The sequence below is a fragment of the Microbulbifer mixtoriginis (SeqCode) genome, assembly GCF_052466715.1.
Map to the genome: position 1 here is coordinate 2,593,936 of NZ_CP174288.1, position 20,475 is coordinate 2,614,410.

The 20,475-nt window shown below is 53.8% G+C and carries 16 protein-coding genes; 7 read left to right on the forward strand and 9 right to left on the reverse strand.

All coding sequences use genetic code 11. The features are described from left to right. Positions 1-9: 9 nt before the first annotated feature. The 3 genes from ACJJH9_RS11520 to ACJJH9_RS11530 form a co-directional block, all read right to left on the reverse strand. Positions 10-198, reverse strand: coding sequence for a DUF3012 domain-containing protein (locus ACJJH9_RS11520; RefSeq protein ID WP_444900467.1), 189 nt, complete (start codon positions 196-198; stop codon positions 10-12). A gap of 109 nt (positions 199-307) precedes the next feature. Beyond that, positions 308-1,684, reverse strand: a complete 1,377-nt coding sequence (gene cysS / locus ACJJH9_RS11525) for a cysteine--tRNA ligase (protein ID WP_444922833.1) — start codon at positions 1,682-1,684, stop codon at positions 308-310. A gap of 87 nt (positions 1,685-1,771) precedes the next feature. Next, positions 1,772-3,445 carry a glutamine--tRNA ligase/YqeY domain fusion protein gene (locus ACJJH9_RS11530; RefSeq protein WP_444922834.1) on the reverse strand — a complete coding sequence of 558 codons (1,674 nt, stop codon included), beginning with the start codon at positions 3,443-3,445 and terminating at the stop codon, positions 1,772-1,774. 212 nt (positions 3,446-3,657) lie between these two features. Here ACJJH9_RS11530 and ACJJH9_RS11535 point away from each other — a divergent pair, with 212 nt between their 5' ends. Together ACJJH9_RS11535 and ACJJH9_RS11540 are read left to right on the forward strand one after the other, a co-directional pair. Next, positions 3,658-4,167, forward strand: coding sequence for a peptidylprolyl isomerase (locus ACJJH9_RS11535; RefSeq protein ID WP_252082100.1), 510 nt, complete (start codon positions 3,658-3,660; stop codon positions 4,165-4,167). Positions 4,168-4,202: 35 nt separating this feature from the next. Next, complete coding sequence (locus ACJJH9_RS11540; RefSeq protein WP_444922835.1) at positions 4,203-4,928, forward strand: UDP-2,3-diacylglucosamine diphosphatase; 726 nt, start codon at positions 4,203-4,205, stop codon at positions 4,926-4,928. A gap of 32 nt (positions 4,929-4,960) precedes the next feature. Here ACJJH9_RS11540 and ACJJH9_RS11545 read toward each other — a convergent pair whose 3' ends face one another. From ACJJH9_RS11545 to ACJJH9_RS11560, 4 genes are all read right to left on the reverse strand, one after another. After that, complete coding sequence (locus tag ACJJH9_RS11545; protein WP_444909288.1) at positions 4,961-5,890, reverse strand: NAD-dependent epimerase/dehydratase family protein; 930 nt, start codon at positions 5,888-5,890, stop codon at positions 4,961-4,963. Next, the gene (locus tag ACJJH9_RS11550; RefSeq protein ID WP_444922836.1) at positions 5,887-6,714 is read right to left on the reverse strand and encodes a glycosyltransferase; all 828 of its coding nucleotides are present in this window, start codon (positions 6,712-6,714) and stop codon (positions 5,887-5,889) included. The genes ACJJH9_RS11545 and ACJJH9_RS11550 overlap by 4 nt, the downstream gene beginning before the upstream one ends. Before the next feature lie 74 nt (positions 6,715-6,788). After that, entirely contained in the window at positions 6,789-8,093 is a 1,305-nt protein-coding gene (locus ACJJH9_RS11555) for a condensation domain-containing protein (RefSeq protein ID WP_444884470.1), read from the reverse strand. A gap of 18 nt (positions 8,094-8,111) precedes the next feature. Then, complete coding sequence (locus tag ACJJH9_RS11560; protein WP_444922837.1) at positions 8,112-9,386, reverse strand: NAD-dependent epimerase/dehydratase family protein; 1,275 nt, start codon at positions 9,384-9,386, stop codon at positions 8,112-8,114. A gap of 403 nt (positions 9,387-9,789) precedes the next feature. Between ACJJH9_RS11560 and ACJJH9_RS11565 the strand changes: the two genes are divergently transcribed. Further along, positions 9,790-10,941: a saccharopine dehydrogenase NADP-binding domain-containing protein gene (locus ACJJH9_RS11565; RefSeq protein WP_444884468.1), complete on the forward strand. Its 1,152-nt coding sequence runs from the start codon at positions 9,790-9,792 to the stop codon at positions 10,939-10,941. A gap of 101 nt (positions 10,942-11,042) precedes the next feature. Here the strand turns inward: ACJJH9_RS11565 and ACJJH9_RS11570 are convergent, their stop codons facing one another. Beyond that, positions 11,043-12,326 (reverse strand): condensation domain-containing protein, encoded by a 1,284-nt coding sequence (locus tag ACJJH9_RS11570; protein ID WP_444922838.1) that lies wholly within the window; start codon positions 12,324-12,326, stop codon positions 11,043-11,045. A gap of 362 nt (positions 12,327-12,688) precedes the next feature. On the opposite strand from ACJJH9_RS11570, the gene ACJJH9_RS11575 reads away from it, so the two are divergent. From ACJJH9_RS11575 to adiC, 4 genes are read left to right on the forward strand one after another with little or no spacing between them, the layout of a single operon-like run. Continuing rightward, the gene (locus ACJJH9_RS11575) at positions 12,689-14,386 is read left to right on the forward strand and encodes an FMN-binding glutamate synthase family protein (RefSeq protein ID WP_444884466.1); all 1,698 of its coding nucleotides are present in this window, start codon (positions 12,689-12,691) and stop codon (positions 14,384-14,386) included. 27 nt (positions 14,387-14,413) lie between these two features. After that, on the forward strand, positions 14,414-16,126 hold the full coding sequence (locus ACJJH9_RS11580; RefSeq protein WP_444922839.1) for a thiamine pyrophosphate-dependent enzyme: 1,713 nt from the start codon (positions 14,414-14,416) through the stop codon (positions 16,124-16,126). Between the two features lie 48 nt (positions 16,127-16,174). Continuing rightward, complete coding sequence (locus ACJJH9_RS11585; protein ID WP_444922840.1) at positions 16,175-18,481, forward strand: Orn/Lys/Arg family decarboxylase; 2,307 nt, start codon at positions 16,175-16,177, stop codon at positions 18,479-18,481. Continuing rightward, the gene (adiC, locus tag ACJJH9_RS11590; RefSeq protein WP_444925219.1) at positions 18,478-19,974 is read left to right on the forward strand and encodes an arginine/agmatine antiporter; all 1,497 of its coding nucleotides are present in this window, start codon (positions 18,478-18,480) and stop codon (positions 19,972-19,974) included. Before ACJJH9_RS11585 ends, adiC begins: the two co-directional genes overlap by 4 nt. On the opposite strand, the gene ACJJH9_RS11595 is transcribed toward adiC, so the two are convergent. Beyond that, positions 19,964-20,431, reverse strand: coding sequence for a YpsA SLOG family protein (locus tag ACJJH9_RS11595; protein ID WP_444884463.1), 468 nt, complete (start codon positions 20,429-20,431; stop codon positions 19,964-19,966). The two genes, adiC and ACJJH9_RS11595, sit on opposite strands and share 11 nt — an antisense overlap. Positions 20,432-20,475 lie beyond the last annotated feature (44 nt).

Consider the following 20,475-nt stretch of genomic DNA (forward strand, 5'->3'; position numbering starts at 1 on the left):
TAGGCCCGCTTATTCCTCTTCCGGCTTTTGGTTGAATACGCAGTACTTGGTGTAGTCGCGTCCATCATCCAGGGTCCATTGGCCCTTGGGCACTTTATCCATTTTCTCACACCAGGCATCGGAGCCGCGCTTGGGCTCACAGGCGGTCAGTGCGACAAGGGCAACAGCGGAGCAGATCAGAAAGAGTACTTTTTTCATGGTTCGCTTCTACAAATGAAATTCGAATGGCTTTTTTTCCCCAGCTGCGAGCAGCCAGGGAGAAATCAGTGAGCTTAGTTTAAGGATGTCGTTTAGGGTTAGAGGCGCCCTACTCGCGGCGCCACTTGGTGCCCTCACGGCTATCCTCAAGCACCACACCTTTTGATTTTAACTCTTCGCGAATCTCATCGGCGCGGGCAAAGTCACGGTTTTTCTTACTCTGCACGCGCTCTTCAATCAGCGCTTCAATTTCCTCTGCGGAAATAGTTTCTTCGCCACCGCGGGCCTGCTTGAACCAGGCTTCCGGGTCCTGTTGCAAAATGCCGAGCATTTCACCGGCCGCCAGCAACAAACCTTTCAGGCGCGCTTTATCGGCGACTTCGGCCTTGTTCAAATCGCGGGCGATCTGGTGCAGTTCGCTAATGGCGATCGGCGTATTCAGATCATCTTCCAGCGCTTTAAGAAAAGCGGTGCCGGCCAAATCTGCCGCTTGCGCCTCAACCACTTCGGTTTCACGCAGTGCACCGTAGAGGGTATCCAGGGTGCGCCAAGCCTGATCCAGCAGGTCAGCACTGAAATTCAGTTCTGAACGGTAGTGGGCAGATAGCAATGCGAAGCGCAGTACTTCGCCAGGGTAAAGTGCCAACAGGTCTTTGACCATGCGGAAGTTACCCAGGGACTTGGACATCTTCTCGCCGTCGATATTCACGTAGCCGTTGTGCATCCAGTAGCGCACAAAATCCACGCCATTGGCGCAGCAGCTTTGGGCCCGCTCATTCTCGTGGTGAGGGAAGGTCAGGTCGCGACCGCCGCCATGGATATCGATAGTGTCACCCAGATGCTTCTTGATCATGGCCGAGCACTCCAAGTGCCAACCTGGGCGTCCACGGCCCCAGGGGCTGTCCCAACCGGGCTCGTCATCGGCGGACGGCTTCCACAGCACGAAGTCACCGGCATATTTTTTGTAAGGCGCTACTTCCACCCGCGCACCGGCGAGCATATCGTCGAGGGAGCGCTTGGACAGCTGGCCGTATTCCTGCATGGACTCCACCGCGAACAGCACATGGCCCTCGGCGGCGTAGGCGTGACCTTTCTCCAGCAGGCTTTCAATCATCGCGATCATTTCCGGCAAGTGCTGGGTGGCGTAGGGGACGATATCCGGCTCCAGGTTATTGAGCGCGGCCATATCCTCGTAGTAAGCCTGGGCATAGCGCGCCGACAGCACGCTGATTTCCTCGCCGTTATCCCGCGCGGTCTTCATGATTTTGTCGTCAATATCGGTGATATTGCGCGCGTAAATCACATCGTTGAAGTTTCTTTTCAGTACCCGGTACAGGGTGTCAAACACCACCACAGGGCGGGCATTGCCAATATGCACGCGGTTGTACACGGTGGGGCCACACACATACATGCGCACCTGATCTTCCACCAATGGTATGAAGGGTTCTTTCTTCCCGGAAAACGTGTTGTAGACCTGTAGAGACATCTTTTCTCTCGAATTCTTTTTGCTGTGTGGTTGGACCAGCCCCTGGCCCAACCGCGAAAACTGCCGCTCGGGCAGCTCTCCGCTTTGCTATTTGTTTTGCTCTTTGGCCCAGCTGTCGCGCAGACCAATGGTACGGTTAAACACCGGTGCTTCTGCACTGCCGTACTTACTGTCGCGACAGAAATAGCCGTTGCGCTCGAACTGGTAGCCCTGCTCCGGCTCCGCTTTGGCCAGGCCGATTTCCGCCTTACAGCCTGTTAGGATTTGCAGGTTGTCCGGGTTTACGCAGTCTAGGAAGTTCTTACCGCCAGCATCCGGCGCCGCATCATTGAACAAGCGATCGTAGAGACGCACTTCGCAATCGACATTGTTGTCCGCAGATACCCAGTGAATAACACCCTTCGGTTTAACGCCGTCGGCCGGGTCTTTGCCCAGGGTGTCCAGATCAACCGAGCAGATCACCTCAACAATTTCACCGGCATCGTTCTTCACGACTTCTTCCGCAAAGATCACATAGGCGTTGCGCAGGCGAACTTTTTTGCCCAGCACCAGACGCTTGTACTTCTTGTTGGCCTCTTCGCGGAAATCCTCTTTCTCAATATAGAGGGTGCGGCCAAAAGGAAGTTCACGGGCCGGCAGATCGTCCCGCACTGGGTGGCCCGGTGCTGACAACAGTTCTTCCTGATGTTCCGGGTAATTTTTCAGGGTGATCTTCAAAGGCTCCATCACGCACATAGCGCGCGGTGCATTTTTATCCAGGTCGTCGCGAATGCTGTACTCCAGCATGCTCACATCGACAACGGAATCGGAGCGGGTTACACCGATCATCTCGCAGAAGTTGCGAATGGAAGCCGGAGTAAAGCCGCGACGGCGCATACCGGACAGGGTCGGCATGCGGGGATCATCCCAGCCGTCCACATGGCCTTCGTCTACCAACTGCTTGAGCTTGCGCTTGGACACCACGGTGTAGTTGAGGTGCAGGCGTGCAAATTCGTACTGACGTGGACGCGAAGGCACCGGCAGGTTCTCGATCAGCCAGTCGTACAGCGGCTTGTGATCTTCGAATTCCAGGGTACAGATGGAGTGGCTGATGCCCTCAATCGCATCACACTGTCCGTGAGCGAAATCGTAGCTGGGGTAAATGCACCACTTATCACCAGTCTGGTGGTGAGCCATCTTTTTGATGCGGTAGATGATTGGATCACGCAGGTTGATATTCGGTGCGGCCATATCGATCTTGGCGCGCAGGCTGCACTGGCCCTCTTCCATTTCACCGTTGCGCATCTTTTCAAACAGCGCCAGGTTTTCTTCCACGGTTCTTTCGCGGTAGGGGCTGTTCTTACCCGGCTCTTTCAGCGTGCCGCGGTAGTGACGAGCTTCTTCTGCGGACAGATCGCAGACGTAGGCCTTGCCATCTTTAATCAGGTGCAGTGCCCACTCGTACAATTGATCAAAATTATCCGAGGAATATTTGGCCTCGCCATTCCACTCAAAACCGAGCCAAGAAACGTCGCGCTTAATCGCATCGACAAACTCTTCCTCTTCCTTAGCCGGGTTGGTGTCATCAAAACGTAAATTGCAGGTGCCGCCAAACTCCTGAGCCAAACCAAAGTTCAGGCAGATGGATTTGGCGTGTCCAATATGTAGATATCCATTCGGCTCCGGTGGAAAGCGGGTTGCCACCTGGGATACCCGGCCCTCTGCCAGGTCTTCGCGAATAAGGTTCTGTAAAAAGTGAGCGGGCTTGCTCTCGGATGTCATAGGATTCTCTTATTTACAGCTGTGCGAACATAAACGGCGAATTATACCCTAGTTGAGCCACAGAACATCCTATTTAGCTGAGCGCCAGACGATGATTTTTGCTGTTGGCGCACACTTTTTAGGCAATCCATTATGATATCGCGACTCGGCGTTTTACAGCTCCTGACGAAAAGGTATCATGCCGGCCGAAATCAACCCTCATAGGACATTTTATGATCACCTTGCACACTACCCACGGAGATATTGCTATCGAACTGGATTTCGACAAGGCCCCAAAGACCGCAGCCAACTTCCTGCAGTACTGCCGTGACGATTTTTATACTGGGACCATTTTCCACCGGGTGATCGACAACTTCATGATTCAGGGTGGCGGCATGACCCCCGACATGGAGCAGAAAGAAACCCGCGAGTCCATTGAAAACGAAGCGGACAACGGCCTGAAGAATGACACCGGCACCCTGGCCATGGCCCGCACCATGGACCCCCACTCCGCCAGCTCCCAGTTCTTTATCAATGTAAAGGACAACGACTTCCTGAACTTCCGCAGCAAAGACACCCAGGGCTGGGGTTACTGCGTATTCGGCAAAGTGGCCGACGGTATGGACGTGGTCAATAAGATCAAGAGCGTAAAAACCGGCAGCAAGGGCTTCCACCAGGACGTACCCATGGAAACCATCGAAATCACCGGTATCAGCATTTCTGACGACTACGCAGACAAGTAATTTTTCGAGCCCATTTAGGCTCTAAGGCGGGGACATTGTCTATTTATTTTATTTCCGATCTGCACCTCGATGAGAGCCGACCGGAGATTACCCAGGCTTTTTTTGATTTTCTGCGCGGCCCCGCCGCCGGTGCCGAAGCACTGTATATTCTCGGCGACTTCTTCGAGGCCTGGATTGGCGATGACGACGATGCCCCCCTGATTGAAGAGGTGGTAAGGGAGTTAAGCCACTACAGTGGCACCGGGGTGGAACTGTACCTAATGCATGGCAACCGCGATTTCCTGCTCGGTACCGATTTTGCCCAGCGCACAGGTGCGGTGCTACTGCAAGACCCAACTACCCTCACTCTGGCAGGCCGGCAGGTTCTCTTAATGCATGGCGACAGTCTCTGCACTCGCGACGAGGAATATATGACTTTTCGGCGCCAGGCGCGGGACCCCAATTGGCAACAGGGGTTGCTGGCCAAGCCTTTGGAAGAACGCCGCGCTATCGCCGCACAGATTCGCGCCGCCTCCAAAGCCATGAATAGTCGCAAAGCGGAAGACATCATGGATGTTACCCCTGAGGAAGTGGAAAGAGTGATGCGTGAATACAACGTAAATACCCTGATCCACGGCCACACCCACAGGCCCGGTCGCCACCCCTTCTCACTTGATGACGCTGCAGCAGAGCGCATTGTACTGGGAGACTGGGATCGCAATGCCTGGTGCCTAAAAGCGAGTGGGGAAACATTGGAACTGATGCACTGGCCAATCGGCTGAAGCAGGGCTACCCACATCCAGCTTCCCAATAGTTAGTGACAGAGCTTTTGTTCGAGCTTCACAGCCTCCGCCAAGAGGCGCAGGCTGTGGCGCAGACGCTTCGCCCCACCAAAGCGGAACCCTTTGGCCTGTAAATAGGCGCAATCCATTATTGCTGGCCGCTCTCCCTGAGCTTCTGGGGGCAGAGGGCTACGCTTACCCAACATGGACTGCAAAATCTCCGCCACCTCTCGGTAACTCACCAGGCGATCACTGCAATTCACCGCCCTCCCCTTGGCATCCGCCTCCGATAGGACCAACTCCACCGCCCTGGCGACATCTTCCCCATGTACTTCTGTGGCAACTCTGGTTTGAGTGAAGGGCTCACCGCTCACCACTGCGCGAGCAATGTCATACCACTTACTGCGCTCGAGGGGATTCACCACACCATAGACTCCGGTAAGACGCAGGGAGACCGCGTGCCATTGGCGCTGCTGGGCCCAAGCGGAAACCATCGCTTCCACCGCCGATTTGTAAGCCCCATAAAATGTATCGGGCAAGGCCGCCTGATGCTCGTACAAGTTGCCTCGCAAACACCCCGTCGCGTACACCGCCCTGCTGGAAATAAAAACAAATTTATCCACGGAGGCTGCATGAGCCACTTGCATCAGTAGCAGCGTACTGTTCAGGTTAGATTGGAGATAACCGGAAAGATTCTCCCCTTCCCCACCACGATAACGCCCAGGCAAGTGATCATAGGCACAGTGCACTATCGCATTCAAACCACTAACAAACCTGGATAGAACTGCACGATCCGCCATATCGCCAGCAACCCACTCAAAGTTGCTACCTGTAGCAAAAGGAAATAACCCAGATTTATGACCTGTGCGGGATAGTGCTCGCACTTTATAACCATGATCGAGAAAGTAACGGACAATAAACTGCCCCACATAGCCACTGGCGCCAGTGATGCCGATATTCACTGGGCACTACTCACTGATTGACTCTGCTCATGGGTCAACTGCTCGATTCTCGCACCGATATCACGACCCTGATTGACTGCCCACCACAATTCGATCAAGGGTCTGAGCTGCTCCATTTTCGTATGGTCCTTTTGCCAGGGTTTTTCGTATTGATAGTGAATCACATGGATGCTACTCCACAACCATAATTGCGGTAGATTCAGATACAGATATTGCAAGGCATTGTAGATATAAGGCATACCGTGCCAGCGAGGGAAAAATGCCTGCAGAAAAGTCTGGTCCGTGCGCCGCCAAAAAGCGCCCGGCTTGTCTAACAAGGTCATCATTGCTCGGTAGGTTTCTACACAAGGTACGGCGGTAAACAGGCCAGAATTCATTCGGCCAAAGCCGTCCAAGTTTTCATAGAGATTGGGCGCGGCACAAAATTCAGGGTATCCCATCAGGTGGTCGATATTGCGCAGTACCAACATATCTGCATCGAGAAAAATTAGCTTGTCATATTCCTCCAGCTGCCAGAGGGACAGCTTGCAAAAATTATTCAGAGGAATATGAAACCGAGGTTTTTCCCCTTTATCGAAAGGCGCGCGCATGTGAAGTCCTGCGCGCTCGTGGCGCTGGATAAATGTCTCAGAAAAATCTGGTGGGCTGACCTCCCGCACCAGGCATCCAGATAATTCCAGCGGTTCCGTATCCACAGAATTGGCAACCACCATTACTATCAAAGGGTATGCAGCCCTCACCCTTTCCAGCGAACGTTTTAGCGCAACCGCACCAATCACATAATCCGGGCTGTTTACGAGGGTAATAAAGGCACAACGAGACATGGTGGCTACTGCAATCTGTTTAACACTAGTTAGGTATACGCACTGCCTAGCACTCAGAAATGCCTATGGGAGACTCACAGGGGAGGCATTTTCTCATCCGCTCCATGGATTGAGCGAAGGCACCAGCGATCTGCAATGCTCTCCACCTGCTTAAGGCTGAAACAGTTCACATTATAGATAAAGCTCGCCCGTAACTGGCCGCCATAGACTGCCAGTGAGAGGTAAATTCCGTAAGGGGTGAGACGCGTTGGCAGCGGGGTCGTATGTATTTTCAAATTCTCACTAATTTCTACCCACTCTGAAGTTTCGCCGGTATACACAGCGGTAAACCCTTCATGATGCTCCTCCGCCTGAAGAAAAGTAATTAGAAAGCAGCTTGAGGCATTGAGGTTGTGACCGATACTGCCGTGAGGGCCAATTGAATCAGCAGCGTAGGCCGTGCGCATCGCATGCCGGATCTCTCGTGACAGGCGCACAAGTTTTTCTGACCAGGATTCATTTCTGCAAACTGACAAATTGCCATAGCGAAACATGGGGCCAAGAATATAGCGGTGCTCTCGCTTTAAGCGCAGAGACAAGCTGGTATTTAGCCAAAAATCATGATGAAGAAATTCACATAAAGTTTGCTGGTAGGCGGCACATAAGAAGACAAACAAGCTGATTTCTGCATCACTGACATTGGCTTGAATCTGCGTAAAATCGGCTCCGTCAATATTGAGAATCACCTCATCACAATTAATTGAGACAATCTCTTGGTGCGAAGCCTGCCAAACGGCTTCTCTCTGCAGCTCTAGCTTATTGCGCCAATAGTAACTGGCTTTTTGCCCACGCTCCGTCCCAAGATATGTCTCTTCAAAATTTATATAGTCGGCAAAATCGGTGGACTCCCCGCGGGGTTTATAGGATTTCCCTGCTCCCATTGCCAGGTAGGCAGCTAGGGATTCGGCCCACAACAGTGATAGGCTAATACCATCGGTAATAATGTGGTGGCACTTGGTCAAGAAAATATATTCATCCTCACCGGTGCGAAAAAGGCTGAGGCCTAGCAGCTGGTCCGAATTTAAATCCATGGGGGAGCTGCTGAACTGGCGCAGGAAGCTGGTGATATGCGCCTCGCTCATATGGCGAATATCCATGTAGTCCAGTTCGATATCATCAAAACTTCGAATAGCCGGCTCATCCCGGTAGCGGCAGCGGAAAATAGGATAAGCGTTTACAACCGTGGGCACAGCCCGCTCAAACAGTTCGACATCTACGTCCCCCTTAATACGCATGGCGCGGGTAATCAGGTCCGCCAGTACCTTGCGGTGATTCAGGTTGTAAATACTCTGCTCCGTAATCGACAGAGGCACATTCGCAGAGCAATCCCAGCCTGGCATAGGAGTTCCAGTCGTCGGCTAAGAGTTAGTGGGCCGAATCAAATTCTGGGCCCCCTCAAGTACCTTGTGCAGGTGTGGTGTCTCAACATCTGGAGTACTTTCCTGGACTTTGTGGGTGCGCCAGTAAGAGCGACACGGGATCAGGTCTGCATTGCAGCGATAGGCATATTTACCTGCTACTTCAGAGATTTCCTCCAGTAATCCCTGGGCCAAAAAAGTCGGCTTTAACCCCAGGTTGCAGAGGCTGGCATTCTCCACAAATAAATCATTTTCCGCAGCCTCATTGCGCGGATTGTCGACAAATGCCACCTTGGCTCCGCTCACATCGGCAATCATTTTGGCGAGATCACGCACCCGATGGGTTTCGGTCATTTGGTTCATGATACGCACCCGCTCTCCTGCGACAGGAGGAGAGTTAATCGCCAGCTGGATACAGCGCACGGTATCGGAGATATGAATAAATGCACGGGTTTGCCCGCCGGTACCGTGTACAGTCAATTCATGGCCGGTAGCGGCTTGCATCAGAAAGCGGTTCAGTACAGTGCCGTAATCACCGTCATAGTCGAAGCGGTTGATTAGGCGCTCATCCAGGGAGGTTTCCACGGTTTGCGTTCCCCACACTATCCCCTGGTGTAAATCTGTAATTCGCACACCATCATTTTTGTTGTAGTAGGCAAAGAGCAGCTGATCCTGGGATTTCGTCAGATGGTAAATACTGCCAGGGTTAGTGGGATAGAGTATCTGCTGGGACACCCTCTGGCCGTTTGCCATCGGTATTTCCACATCCAGATAACCTTCTGGAATCTTCATGCCCGCAGAGCCATAACCATAAACTCCCATAGTACCGAGATGAACGATATGGCAATCGACGCCGGCGTCCACCACTGCGGCGAGAAGATTATTAGTGGCATTGATATTGTTGGAAACGGTGTAGCGTTTATGACGCGAGGATTTCATGGAATATGGCGCTGCGCGTTGCTCAGCAAAGTGCACAATAGCAGCGGGCTGGGTCTCGGCAATCAACTCCATTAGCGGCTCGTAGTCACAAGCCAAATCCAGCCTGTGCAGCCCGATATTTAGCCCGGTCGTCTCCCACCAACACTGCAGGCGCTGCCCAATACTCTCAATCGGTGTCAGGGATTCCACCCCCAACTCCTCATCGATACGACGCCTTGAGAAGTTATCCACGATAGTGACCCTGTATCCCTGCCGCGACAAAAACAAGGCCGTAGGCCAACCGCAAAAGCCATCTCCCCCCAACACCAGAATATGGGCATTACCGTTTTGCCGCATATTAACCTCCCCAGAGAAAAGTCCGCGCCAAACACCAAAAGATATGAATAAATAATATACAAGACCGCCGATCAGGTTACCGTCAAGTAAGTGAATAGTGTCATCGATTAGCCCCTGTAAGACACAAACTAGATAAGGCTAAGGGATAGCGCCTGGTTTTCTTTAACAGCCGATAAGGCGTGAATAACGAACCCTGCCGGGGGTAATCCGTTGACCCTTTTTACGTCATAGTTGTCCCCCTAAGATTACTATTTATTCGTCGGTACTCACCAAGCAAAGGCAAATCGTGATAAACCGCCAGCCAGTCATTTAATCAATAGTCACTAAGATTCTCTTGATTTACGTCACTGCCCCATTGCATGATCCACTCTAACTAACCTCAGGGGAGAGGAGTGCGATCCAGGTGATTAATAACCTGAACAAACGCGTATTAATACTCGGCGGCTACGGCAACTTTGGCGCGCGCATTGCGCAAATGCTGAGCTCCGAGCCCAATATTCAGCTGATTATTGCCGGCCGCAACAAGGCTCTGGCAGACCAGTGTGCCGAGGGACTCGGCGGGCTCGCCGAAGGTTTACGCCTGGAGAGAGATGCCGTCAACTTGGCTGCACAACTCAAAGCCCTCCACCTGGATCTTTTGATTCACTGCGCAGGCCCCTTCCAAAAAGAGAGTGATTATCGGGTTGCAAAAGCCTGCATTGAGTCACGCACACCTTACATTGATATTTCCGATGGTCGTCGCTTCGTGTGCGATTTTCACCGCCTATCCCCCGCCGCAAAGGCCGCCGGCATTAGTATGGTATCGGGCGCCAGTAGCCTACCCGGGCTGAGCTCCGCCGCAATCGCCGAGATCCAGCTTGAACTGCCAGTGATTCACTCCGTAGACATTGCCATAGCACCTGCACACCGAATAGATCGTGGCCTGGCGACGGTACGCGCTGGCTTTGAATCCCTTGGCCACAGCTTTCCACAGCTGCAGAGCGGCTACTGGCGCGAATCCCACGCAGGGAAAAATCTACGCCCCATCAACCTGGCCCACCCAGTGGGCAAACGCTGGCTGTGCGACTTTGATGTGCCCGACCTAGAGCTCTGCCCGAAGTATTTTCCCAAGATGCACAGTGCTCGCTTCGCCACTGGCCTTGAGCCTCTGACCCTGCAAATCGGCCTGTCCGCCTGCGCTCAATTGGCGCGCCTACAACTACCGGCAACCACTGCGCGCCTAGCCCAACTTGGCCATAAGATCAGTGACCGCTGGCCGGGAGGCACACCACACGGCGGCATGATCGTGCGCGCTACAGGGGAAAATGCCCATGGAGAAAGCGCTTCGCGCAGCTGGCAGGTATTAGGCCTAAATGGCGATGGCCCCTGGATTCCTGCAGCCCCAGCGGCAGCACTAGCGCGTAAGTTTCTACGCGGAGAAATGGAAGAGGCAGGAGCAAGAGCCTGCTGGCAGTTACTGAGTCTGGATGAGATTCTGCTTGAACTGAATGATCACTCTATCGTTACAGCTATAGAAACCCACTCCCGCGAGCGAATGCCAGCACTTGCTGGCTAGGGCGGTAACCAAGCCAACGCTTGTGCAAAGTGAATGATTTACCCCCGTACCCAATGAGAGTTTGCTGATATTTTTGGCGCAGTAATTCAAGCAAACTCGGCCTAACAGCCATTCTCCAAGATAAAACGCCACCGATCGCTGAGTTTTTGCACGGTGTCGCGGCTGAAACAGTTGGCGTTATAGACAAAGTTACTATGAAGGTGCCCACCGTAGGCCGCCAGAGAAAGATAGATTCCATAGGGTGTAATTCGGGTGGGCAAACTCATTGAGCGCATTTTTACTCTCTCATTTAAGTTGATCCAGTTCGAGGAAGCATCGTTATAAATCGCTTGTAGTCCCTCCTGCTGTACCTCTGTTTGCAGAAAGTTAATCAAATAGGTGCAGGGAGCAGGCAGGTTATTGCCAATAATGCCATGGGGACCAATCGAATCAGCCACGTAAACCGTTCGTACGGCATAGTGTATCTCTTTGGCCAGCCGCCGTAGTTTTCCCTTCCAGGTTTCCTCAGCAACCACCGCCAGGTTTACCTGGCGAAACATTGGCCCCAAAATCTTTCGATGCTCCCTTTTTACCCGCAGTGACAAGCTGGTATTCATCCAAAAATCTTTTTGTAGGAGTTCAAATAAAGCCTGCTGAAATCCTGCGCACAGATAGACAAAGTGACTGACCCCGGCAGCCCTTGCCCGCTCTTTAATATGGGAGAACTCTTTCTTATACAGGGTGCAAACCAAGTCTTCACAATACAGAGAGACTCCTTTCCCTGATGAGGCCACTTCAACCGCGCCTCTCTGTCGGGCCAACTTATTTTGCCAATGTTGTAGAGCTTTTTGTCCCCGTTGGCTACGAATGTAGTTATTTTCAAAATCCACGTAATCGGCGTAATCAATGATTTCCGGCTGAGGACGAAAACCAGCCCCGCTCTCAAGGTCCAGATAAGTGCTCAGTACCAATCCCCAAAGCAATGTCAAACTGATCCCATCGGTAATAATGTGATGACATTTCGTTAAGAAAATGTATTCATTCTCTCCGGTGCGAATAAGGCTTAAGCTCAGCAGCTGATCAGTATCCAGTGCTAATGGCGCATTACTGTATTGGGTTAAGAAGCTCTTTACATGAGAGTCACTCATGCCCCGAACATCCAATATATCCAATTCGACATCTGCAAAAATCCGCCGAACGGGTTCGCGGGTATAGCGACAACGAGCAATAGGATAAATATTGACAGTTCTTTGAACCGCCTCTTTGAACAGGTCGATCTGGAGGGTGCCCTTGATACTGATTGCACGGGCGATCATATCTGCCAAGGCTTTTCGGTAATGTAAGTTGTAGATACTCCTCTCGGTAATCGATAAAGGTACATCCGCAGCATGCTTCCATCCCGACATGCTTATCTCCCGTGAACGCTCAATCAATCTAATTTCTGCCAGAGTTTTGTCAGGCAACTACTGGAATGCTCTGGCAAAGGACTCAGCCATTCGCAAAGGCCCACCCCATACCACTCGACCTTCAAGCCTCAATTGAAATTACTGAACTATTCAGAGGCCCGTTCCCTTAATAAGTATTGCAGGCCTCCCCGCATGTAAATAAACAGCTACATATGCTCAGTGCCTAAAGCCAGTATTTACGCGCCTGCAGACCGTAGATTGGCAAGATTCATACTGGGGGTGGTCAGTTTTGCGGCAGATCTTGGACCGATAGCGGCAAAGCCCCCTGTGATGATCTAGGTTCATTATCGGAACTCCCAGTAATGAGATTGAACCCACACACTATGATCATCTCCACAGCCTGGCGCGCCTATGCCAGTCGGAATGGAATCAAGCGCGCCATCATTCCAGTGACCGCCCTGGTTCTGACACCGATATTTTTAATACTCACCATTGCTGTCGATGCCTGGTGGGTGATCGCATTGCTACTCAGCCTGTTCTTAGTGCTACTGGGCATTTATGACATGCTTCAGCCCAACTGGAGTTTGACACGTAACTTCCCCGTTGCCGGGCGCATACGCTGGTTATTTATGAATCTGCGCCCCTACTTCCGCGCTTACATAGTGGAGGGTGATGAGGAGGGCAGACCATTTAGCTATGAGGCGCGCCGACTGGTCTACGCCCGCGCCGACGGTTTCTCGGATATGCACCCCTTTGGTACTGAGCTGGATGTACGCAGTGATGAATACATGTGGCTCACGCACTCCATTAACCCGGCCAAAGAGGCTGATATAAAGTCCCGCATCGAAGTGGGTTCTGGCCGCTGTGCAAAACCCTATTCGGCAACGCTATTAAATATTTCCGCCATGAGCTTTGGCGCCCTATCCGCCGCTGCGATTGAGGCACTGAATCAGGGCGCAGCTATCGGTGGCTTCTATCACGACACCGGAGAAGGTGGCATCAGCCCGTATCACCGCAAACACGGCGGGGACCTGGTGTGGGAGCTGGGTAGCGGCTATTTCGGTGCCCGTAAGGATGACGGCAGCTTCGATCCCGACCTTTTTCGCGAAGCCTGCGATGATCAGGTAAAGATGACGGAAATTAAGCTGAGCCAGGGCGCTAAACCAGGCCATGGCGGTGTTTTACCCGGAGCAAAAGTTACCCAGGAAATTGCCTCAACCCGCAAAGTCCAGCCGGGCGTCGACTGCGTATCTCCACGCGCCCACTCGATGTTTTCCACCCCTATTGAAATGCTCGAATTTGCCGATCAGATGCGCAACCTGTCCGGTGGCAAACCGGTGGGCGTCAAACTGTGCGTGGGGCAGGTCTTTGAAGTACTGGCCATTATGAAAGCCATGCTGGAAACAGAGAAATATCTCGACTTTATCGTGGTCGATGGCGCCGAAGGCGGGACGGGTGCCGCGCCATTGGAATTATCCAACCATGTGGGTATGCCACTGCTGTCGGGGCTGATCGTAGTCCGCAATGCCTTAGTCGCTACCGGCTTGCGCGATAAAGTGCGCCTGGCGGCGAGCGGTAAAATCTACTCTGCTTCTGAACTCGCAGCCTGTCTGGCGATAGGCGCCGATTGGTGCAATGCCGCGCGGCCTTTTATGTTTTCCATCGGCTGTATTCAGTCGCGACGCTGCCACACCGACACCTGTCCTACCGGTGTCACGACCCAGGACCCCAAGCGCCAGCGGGGCCTGGTGGTGGATGTGCAGAGCAAGCGCGCGGCGGCTTTCCAGGCCAAGACCCTGGAGGCCCTGGGGGAGATTGTCGCCGCCGCCGGTTTAACCGAACCGCGCGACCTTCAACCCTACCATCTCTATCACCGCATCAATGGTACCGAGTCATATCCTATTGATCGCATCTGGCACTTTCTCAATGAGAAAGCCTTGATAGACGCCCCTGAGGAGACGCCTTACCGGCATTGGTGGCAGGCCGCCAGGGCTGATTCATTCCGGCCCGCAGTCAACCTGGCTCACCACGATGATCACTCCGCACTGCGGCGCTTGTAAGCCCTGCCCCTTACTCTGGAGATTTCCATGGAGACCGTTTCGGAAATTATTGTCGATGCCCTGGTAAAAGCCGGAGCAAAGCGCTGCTATGGCATCGTCGGCGATACCATCAATCATTTCACCTCCGCCGTGCGCCAGTCCAAGCTGGAGTGGGTCCACGTTCGTCACGAAGAGGTGGGTGCCCTGGCTGCGGGCGGTGAGTCTTACCTGAGCGGGGAGCTCAGTGTCTGTGCCGGTACCGCTGGCCCCGGCAGCCTGCATTTTCTCAACGGCATCTTTGAGAGCCACCGCAATGGCGCACCGGTATTGCTGATCGCCACCCGCATTGACCGAGCCGAGCAGGGGTTGGGATTCCCGCAGGATGTCGATCAGATCAAACTCTACGAACAGTGCGCAGTATTCTGTGAAACCCTCTCCGACCCTGAGCAGGCTCGCCGCATTGTGAGCCAAGCTGCTCAGGCAGCCCTCAACCACAGAGGCGTTGCGGTGGTTGAGGTCAGTGGCGATATCTTCAAGACCAAGATCAAAGACTCAATTCCCTGGGCTGTTCACCGCCCCCAGTGGTTAGCGCGCCCCACTGATGAGGAGCTGGATGCGCTGGCAGAAAAGCTCAACCAAGCAGGGAAAATTGTTATCTATGGCGGTATCGGCTGCCGCTTCGCGCACGATGCAGTAGTTAAGCTGGGACAGCAGCTGGCAGCACCCATAGTGCATACCACCCGCTCCAAGGAATATCTGGAATACGACAATCCTTGCAACGTGGGCATGAATGGTATCCTCGGCAACCCTGCCGGTTATCGCGCAGTTCAAACCTGTGACCTGCTGTTCTGCCTGGGTAACGATTTCGCCTACACCCAGTTTTACCCGGAAAAAGCCACCATTATTCAGGTGGATATTGCGGCTTCCCACCTCGGGCGACGCACGCCCATCCATATGGGCCTGGTCGGCGATGTCGGCGCGACCATTGAAGCCCTATTGCCGAGATTAAAAGACCGCAGTGACAATGCATTTCTCCAGGACCTGCTCGGTCGCTATCAAAAAGACCTGGAGCAGTTGGAAGAGCGCGGCCACGAGCCAGACCCCAAACTGATTCACCCACAGTACGTTGCCCAAGCCCTGGACAAACTCGCCAGCGACGAAGCTGCATTTACCGCCGATGGCGGCTCTCCCATGGTTTGGCTGCTGCGCCACCTGCGCGCCAATGGCAAGCGCTCCTTCCTCACCAGCCTCTCCCACGGCACCATGGCCAATGCCTACCCCCAGGGTCTGGGTATGGCTAAGGCAGACCCCAACCGCCAGGTAATTGCGATGTGTGGCGATGGCGGAATGACCATGCTAATGGGCGATCTATTGACCCTGGTGCAGGAAAAAATCCCACTCAAACTATTGGTCTTTAACAATCACTCCCTCGGCTTTGTGGAAATGGAACAGCGTATTGAGGGACTGCTGGATAGCTACACCGACCTGCAGAATCCCGACTTCAGCCGCATGGCGGAAGTGATTGGTATTCCTGGAGAAAAAGTCGAAAAAGCGGGTGATCTCGAGGACGCGATGAAACGCTGGCTGGCAGTCAAAGGACCTGCCTTACTGGACGTCACTGTAAACCGGCTGGAACTGGTGATGCCCCCAGAGGTGACAGCGCAGCAAGTGTCTTCCACCGCGCTATTTGGCCTCAAGGCCATACTCAACGGACGCGCAGATGAAGTGGTCGACCTGCTGAAAGACAACTTTCTGCGCTGACGGGGAGCCGGCCAACTCGACCCGAGACGCAACCCAGGCGGGAGGTTCATGCACCAGCTCGGAAAACAAGTGCCCACCAATATGTTGGCCCTGCTCGCCAGTGGGGAGATCGCCAGCAACAGCGCTCCTGGCCGCGCCGCCACACGCCTGCAGGAGGAGCTGGCGCAGCGCCGCATCGACCTGATCACCACGGTTTCCAGTGACGATGCCAGTGCCATGTTACGCGCCAACCCGGCAATACAATGTCTGCTACTGAACTGGGAACTGCCCGGCAGCGGTCATCCCCCCGCGCTGAATGTGCTGGAGCAGTTGCGAGCACGCAATCTGCATCTGCCGGTATTTCTGCTCGCCGACCGCGAAACCGTCAGCAATATGCCACGCCGCGCCCTGGAGCTGGCCAATGACTTCATTTGGATTCTGGAGGACACCCCCACTTTTATCGGCGGGCGTATACAGGGTGCAATAAGGCGCTACAGCCAGGCGGTGCTGCCACCCATGTTTGCCGCCCTAACCCATTTTTCCCATGTGCATGAATATTCCTGGCACACGCCCGGCCACACTGGTGGCACCGCATTTTTAAAGTCCCCGGCAGGGCGCGCCTTCTATGATTTTTTCGGCGAAAATATGCTGCGTTCAGATTTGTCCATCTCTGTGACAGAGCTGGGCTCCCTGCTCGATCACACAGGCCCCATCGCCGCAGGGGAACGCTACGCAGCCAAGGTATTCGGCGCAGATCGCACTTACTATGTCACCAACGGCTCCTCCACCTCCAATCGCGTGATTGTGATGGCCTCTGTGACCCGCGGCCAGCTGGCCCTGTGCGACCGCAATTGTCACAAGTCTGTAGAACATGCCATCACCATGTCCGGCGCTGTTCCTACTTACCTGATACCGTTGCGCAATCACTACGGTTTGATTGGCCCGATTCCCCCGGATCAGTTGACGAAAGCAGCCATTTCACAAGCCATTGTTAACAATCCCCTGGTGGACAGCGCCGATAGCCCGCGGGCGGTACATGCGGTGATCACCAACTCCACCTATGACGGCCTCTGCTATAACGTGCGCCGGGTGGAGGAATTGCTGGGTGAGTCCGTAGACCGGCTGCATTTTGATGAGGCCTGGTACGCCTATGCGCGCTTCAACCCGATCTACCGGGATCGCTTCGCGATGTACGACAGCGAGGACGATGAGCCTCACACAGGCCCGACAAAATTTGCCACCCAGTCCACACACAAACTGCTGGCGGCCCTATCGCAGGCCTCCATGATTCATATCCGCGATGGGCGCAGCCCCATCGAACACGGCCGCTTTAACGAGGCCTTTATGTTGCACGCCTCCACTTCACCCCTCTACTCCATCATGGCCTCGAATGATGTCAGTGCGGCGATGATGGACGGCCCTGGCGGCACTGCGCTCACGGGCGAATCTATCGCTGAGGCGGTGGCTTTTCGCCAAGTGTTGGCACGACTGAAACGAGAGTATGGGGAAAAGGGGGAGTGGTTTTTTGATGGCTGGCAGCCGGATCAGGTAACAGAACCTTCAAGCGGCCAGAAATACGCCTTTCACAGCGCACCTACAGAGCTACTGTGCAGCGAAGCCAGCTGCTGGTTGTTGAATCCCGGAGACTCCTGGCACGGATTCGGCGCGCTAGAGAAAGGCTATTGCATGCTCGACCCCATTAAGGTCTCCATCACTACCCCGGGCATGCAGCGCAACAGTCAGCTGGCGGAATGGGGTATTCCAGCCGGCATTATCAGCAAGTACCTGGATAACCTCGGCATTATTGTCGAGAAGACCACTGATTTTACCATCTTGTTCCTGTTTTCCATCGGCATAACCAAGGGCAAATGGGGCACGCTGATCAACGCACTACTCGCCTTCAAACGGGACTACGATACCAATCAGCCTCTCAGCCAGTGTCTGCCCAATCTGTTGGCCAAACACTCTGGTTATGCCGATATGGGCCTACGCGACCTGGCGCAAAAAATGTTTACCCGTATGAAGGAGCTGCGCAGTACAGCAAAAATGTCCGCTGGTTTTTCTGCTCTGCCACAGGCCGACTGCAGCCCCGTTCAGGCCTATGAAGCCCTGGTGCGCGGCGAAGTGGAATTGCTTCCCTTGAGCCAGTTGGCTGGGCGCAGCGCAGCAACCGGGGTTATTCCCTACCCACCGGGTATTCCGCTATTGATGCCAGGGGAAAATTTTGGCAGCGAGGGCAGTCCTGCCCTGGAATACTTACGCGTGCTGGAGTCCTTCGACCGGGAGTTTCCCGGCTTCGGCCATGACAACCACGGAGTCGAAGTACACAAGGGGCACTACCATGTCTACACCCTGAACCGGGGGACCGCGCCATAACCCCCCAGACGGCGGAGAGTAATAAAATCGGCCTGGTGCCAGCCACGCTGATGGTGGCCGGCAATATGATGGGTTCCGGCGTATTTATGCTACCCGCCAATTTGGCAGTTATAGGCAGCATCTCTCTGATTGGCTGGTTAATCACCATCGTGGGCGCCGTATCACTAGCACTGGTTTTTGCCCGCCTTGCCGCCCTGGACCCGGCCGCCGGAGGCCCTTATGCCTACGCACGCAGGGCGTTTGGCGACTATATCGGCTACCAGACCAACCTCGTATATTGGCTGGCCAATGTCATCGGCAATGTCGCACTGATCACCGCTGGGCTGGGCTATATCACCCATTTCTTCCCCCCGCTCCAGGACCCTATGACCTTTGCCCTGGCCCAGGTGGCCATGATCTGGCTACTCACCTACGCGAATATCCTCGGGCCGCGCATGGTTGGTCGTATCCAGTCGCTCACCACCAGTTTGGTGTTTATTCCCATTCTCGGTACAGCACTCTTCGGTTGGTTCTGGTTTGATAGCCAAACATTCAACGCCAGCTGGAATGTCTCCGGCAAGAGCAATGCCAGTGCAATTATGGCCACGCTCACCTTTACCCTGTGGGCATTTATCGGCGTGGAAACCGCATCTGTATCCGCCGCAGTGGTGAGAAACCCCAGCCTCAATGTGCCAATCGCCACTGTTGGCGGGGTATTGCTGGCATCGGTAGCCTATGTCCTGAGTTCTTCGGTCATTATGGGCATGCTGCCTAACAAAGAACTCATCGCCTCTTCGGCACCTTTTGCCGACGCCGCACGTTTGGCGTTAGGCAATACCGCCGCGAATATTGTTGCAGTCTGTGCAGCAGTAGGCTGTATCGGCTCTCTCGGCGGCTGGATTCTTTTGGTGGGGCAATCTGCCAAGGCTGCAGCTGATGACGGTCTCTTCTCCAAAGCCTTTGCCAAAACCAATCCTAAAGGGGTGCCCTCTGTCGGCCTGACTTTGGTAGCCATTCTGATGTCCTTACTGGTACTCGCCACCATTTCTCCCAGCGCCAGCCAGCAATTTGGCAAGATCGCCTCGGTGGCGGTCATCATGACATTACTGCCCTATATCTACTCGGCAATTGCACTGCGGGTACTCGCTTACGGCAAAATACCGCAGCAACAATACACACTGTTTACTGTAATACTGCTAATTGCCGCTATCTATTGCCTGGTAGCACTGGTGGGCTCCGATGGCCAGCAGACACGCTGGTCGCTGATATTTGTTATTGCCACCGTTATTTTCTATGCGCTGATATTAAATCGCCGCCGCAGCGTCGAAGAGAAACACTGGCTACCCGGGGGGCCGGAGCCAAAGTGGGTGCAATACTTTACCCTCGGCGCAACAGTCACTGCGCTGTGCGTTTTTTTCTGGTTTTCCGTGGGCCAGCATGCAGACCTAGAGCTTCGCCTGCGCGCCCCACAACCACAAGTCTCGAACCAACAGTCGCAACCAATTAACCACTAAATACCCGCTGTATGGTCTCGGCCGTGCGCCAGGTAATCCCCTGGGAATTTGATTCCCTATTGCCAGCTACATTTAAAATATAAGGTTTGTTTTTACCGATAAAATCGCGGATTTGTTTGCAACAGTCATCCCAGGGATCAATCACTAAAAAGGGTTTACCCAGCTCCCGGCAAAACTTAATGGTATAAGAGGTACCATCACTGCCGGGATTGTCGGTAAAAATCAAAGTTGCATCAGAATTACGGATATTCTCCCGAGTGCGCTCTGCTAAATTCCCAGATGCCAGTTCAATCAGCCCGAAGCTTTTGAGAAAATCGGCGCGCTCTCCAACTTCGGTCCAATACCCCTGCGGGGCAGTACCACCGGTGGCAATACCCAATCGTTGCCCGGCGATTAAGCCACCAGTATCCGCACCGGTCTGCCCACCGCTGATAATTTTTTCTGGTTTAAAACTCATAGCCAAATCAAACCTATAGGATTGAAAGTTCTGCGCTAAAACTC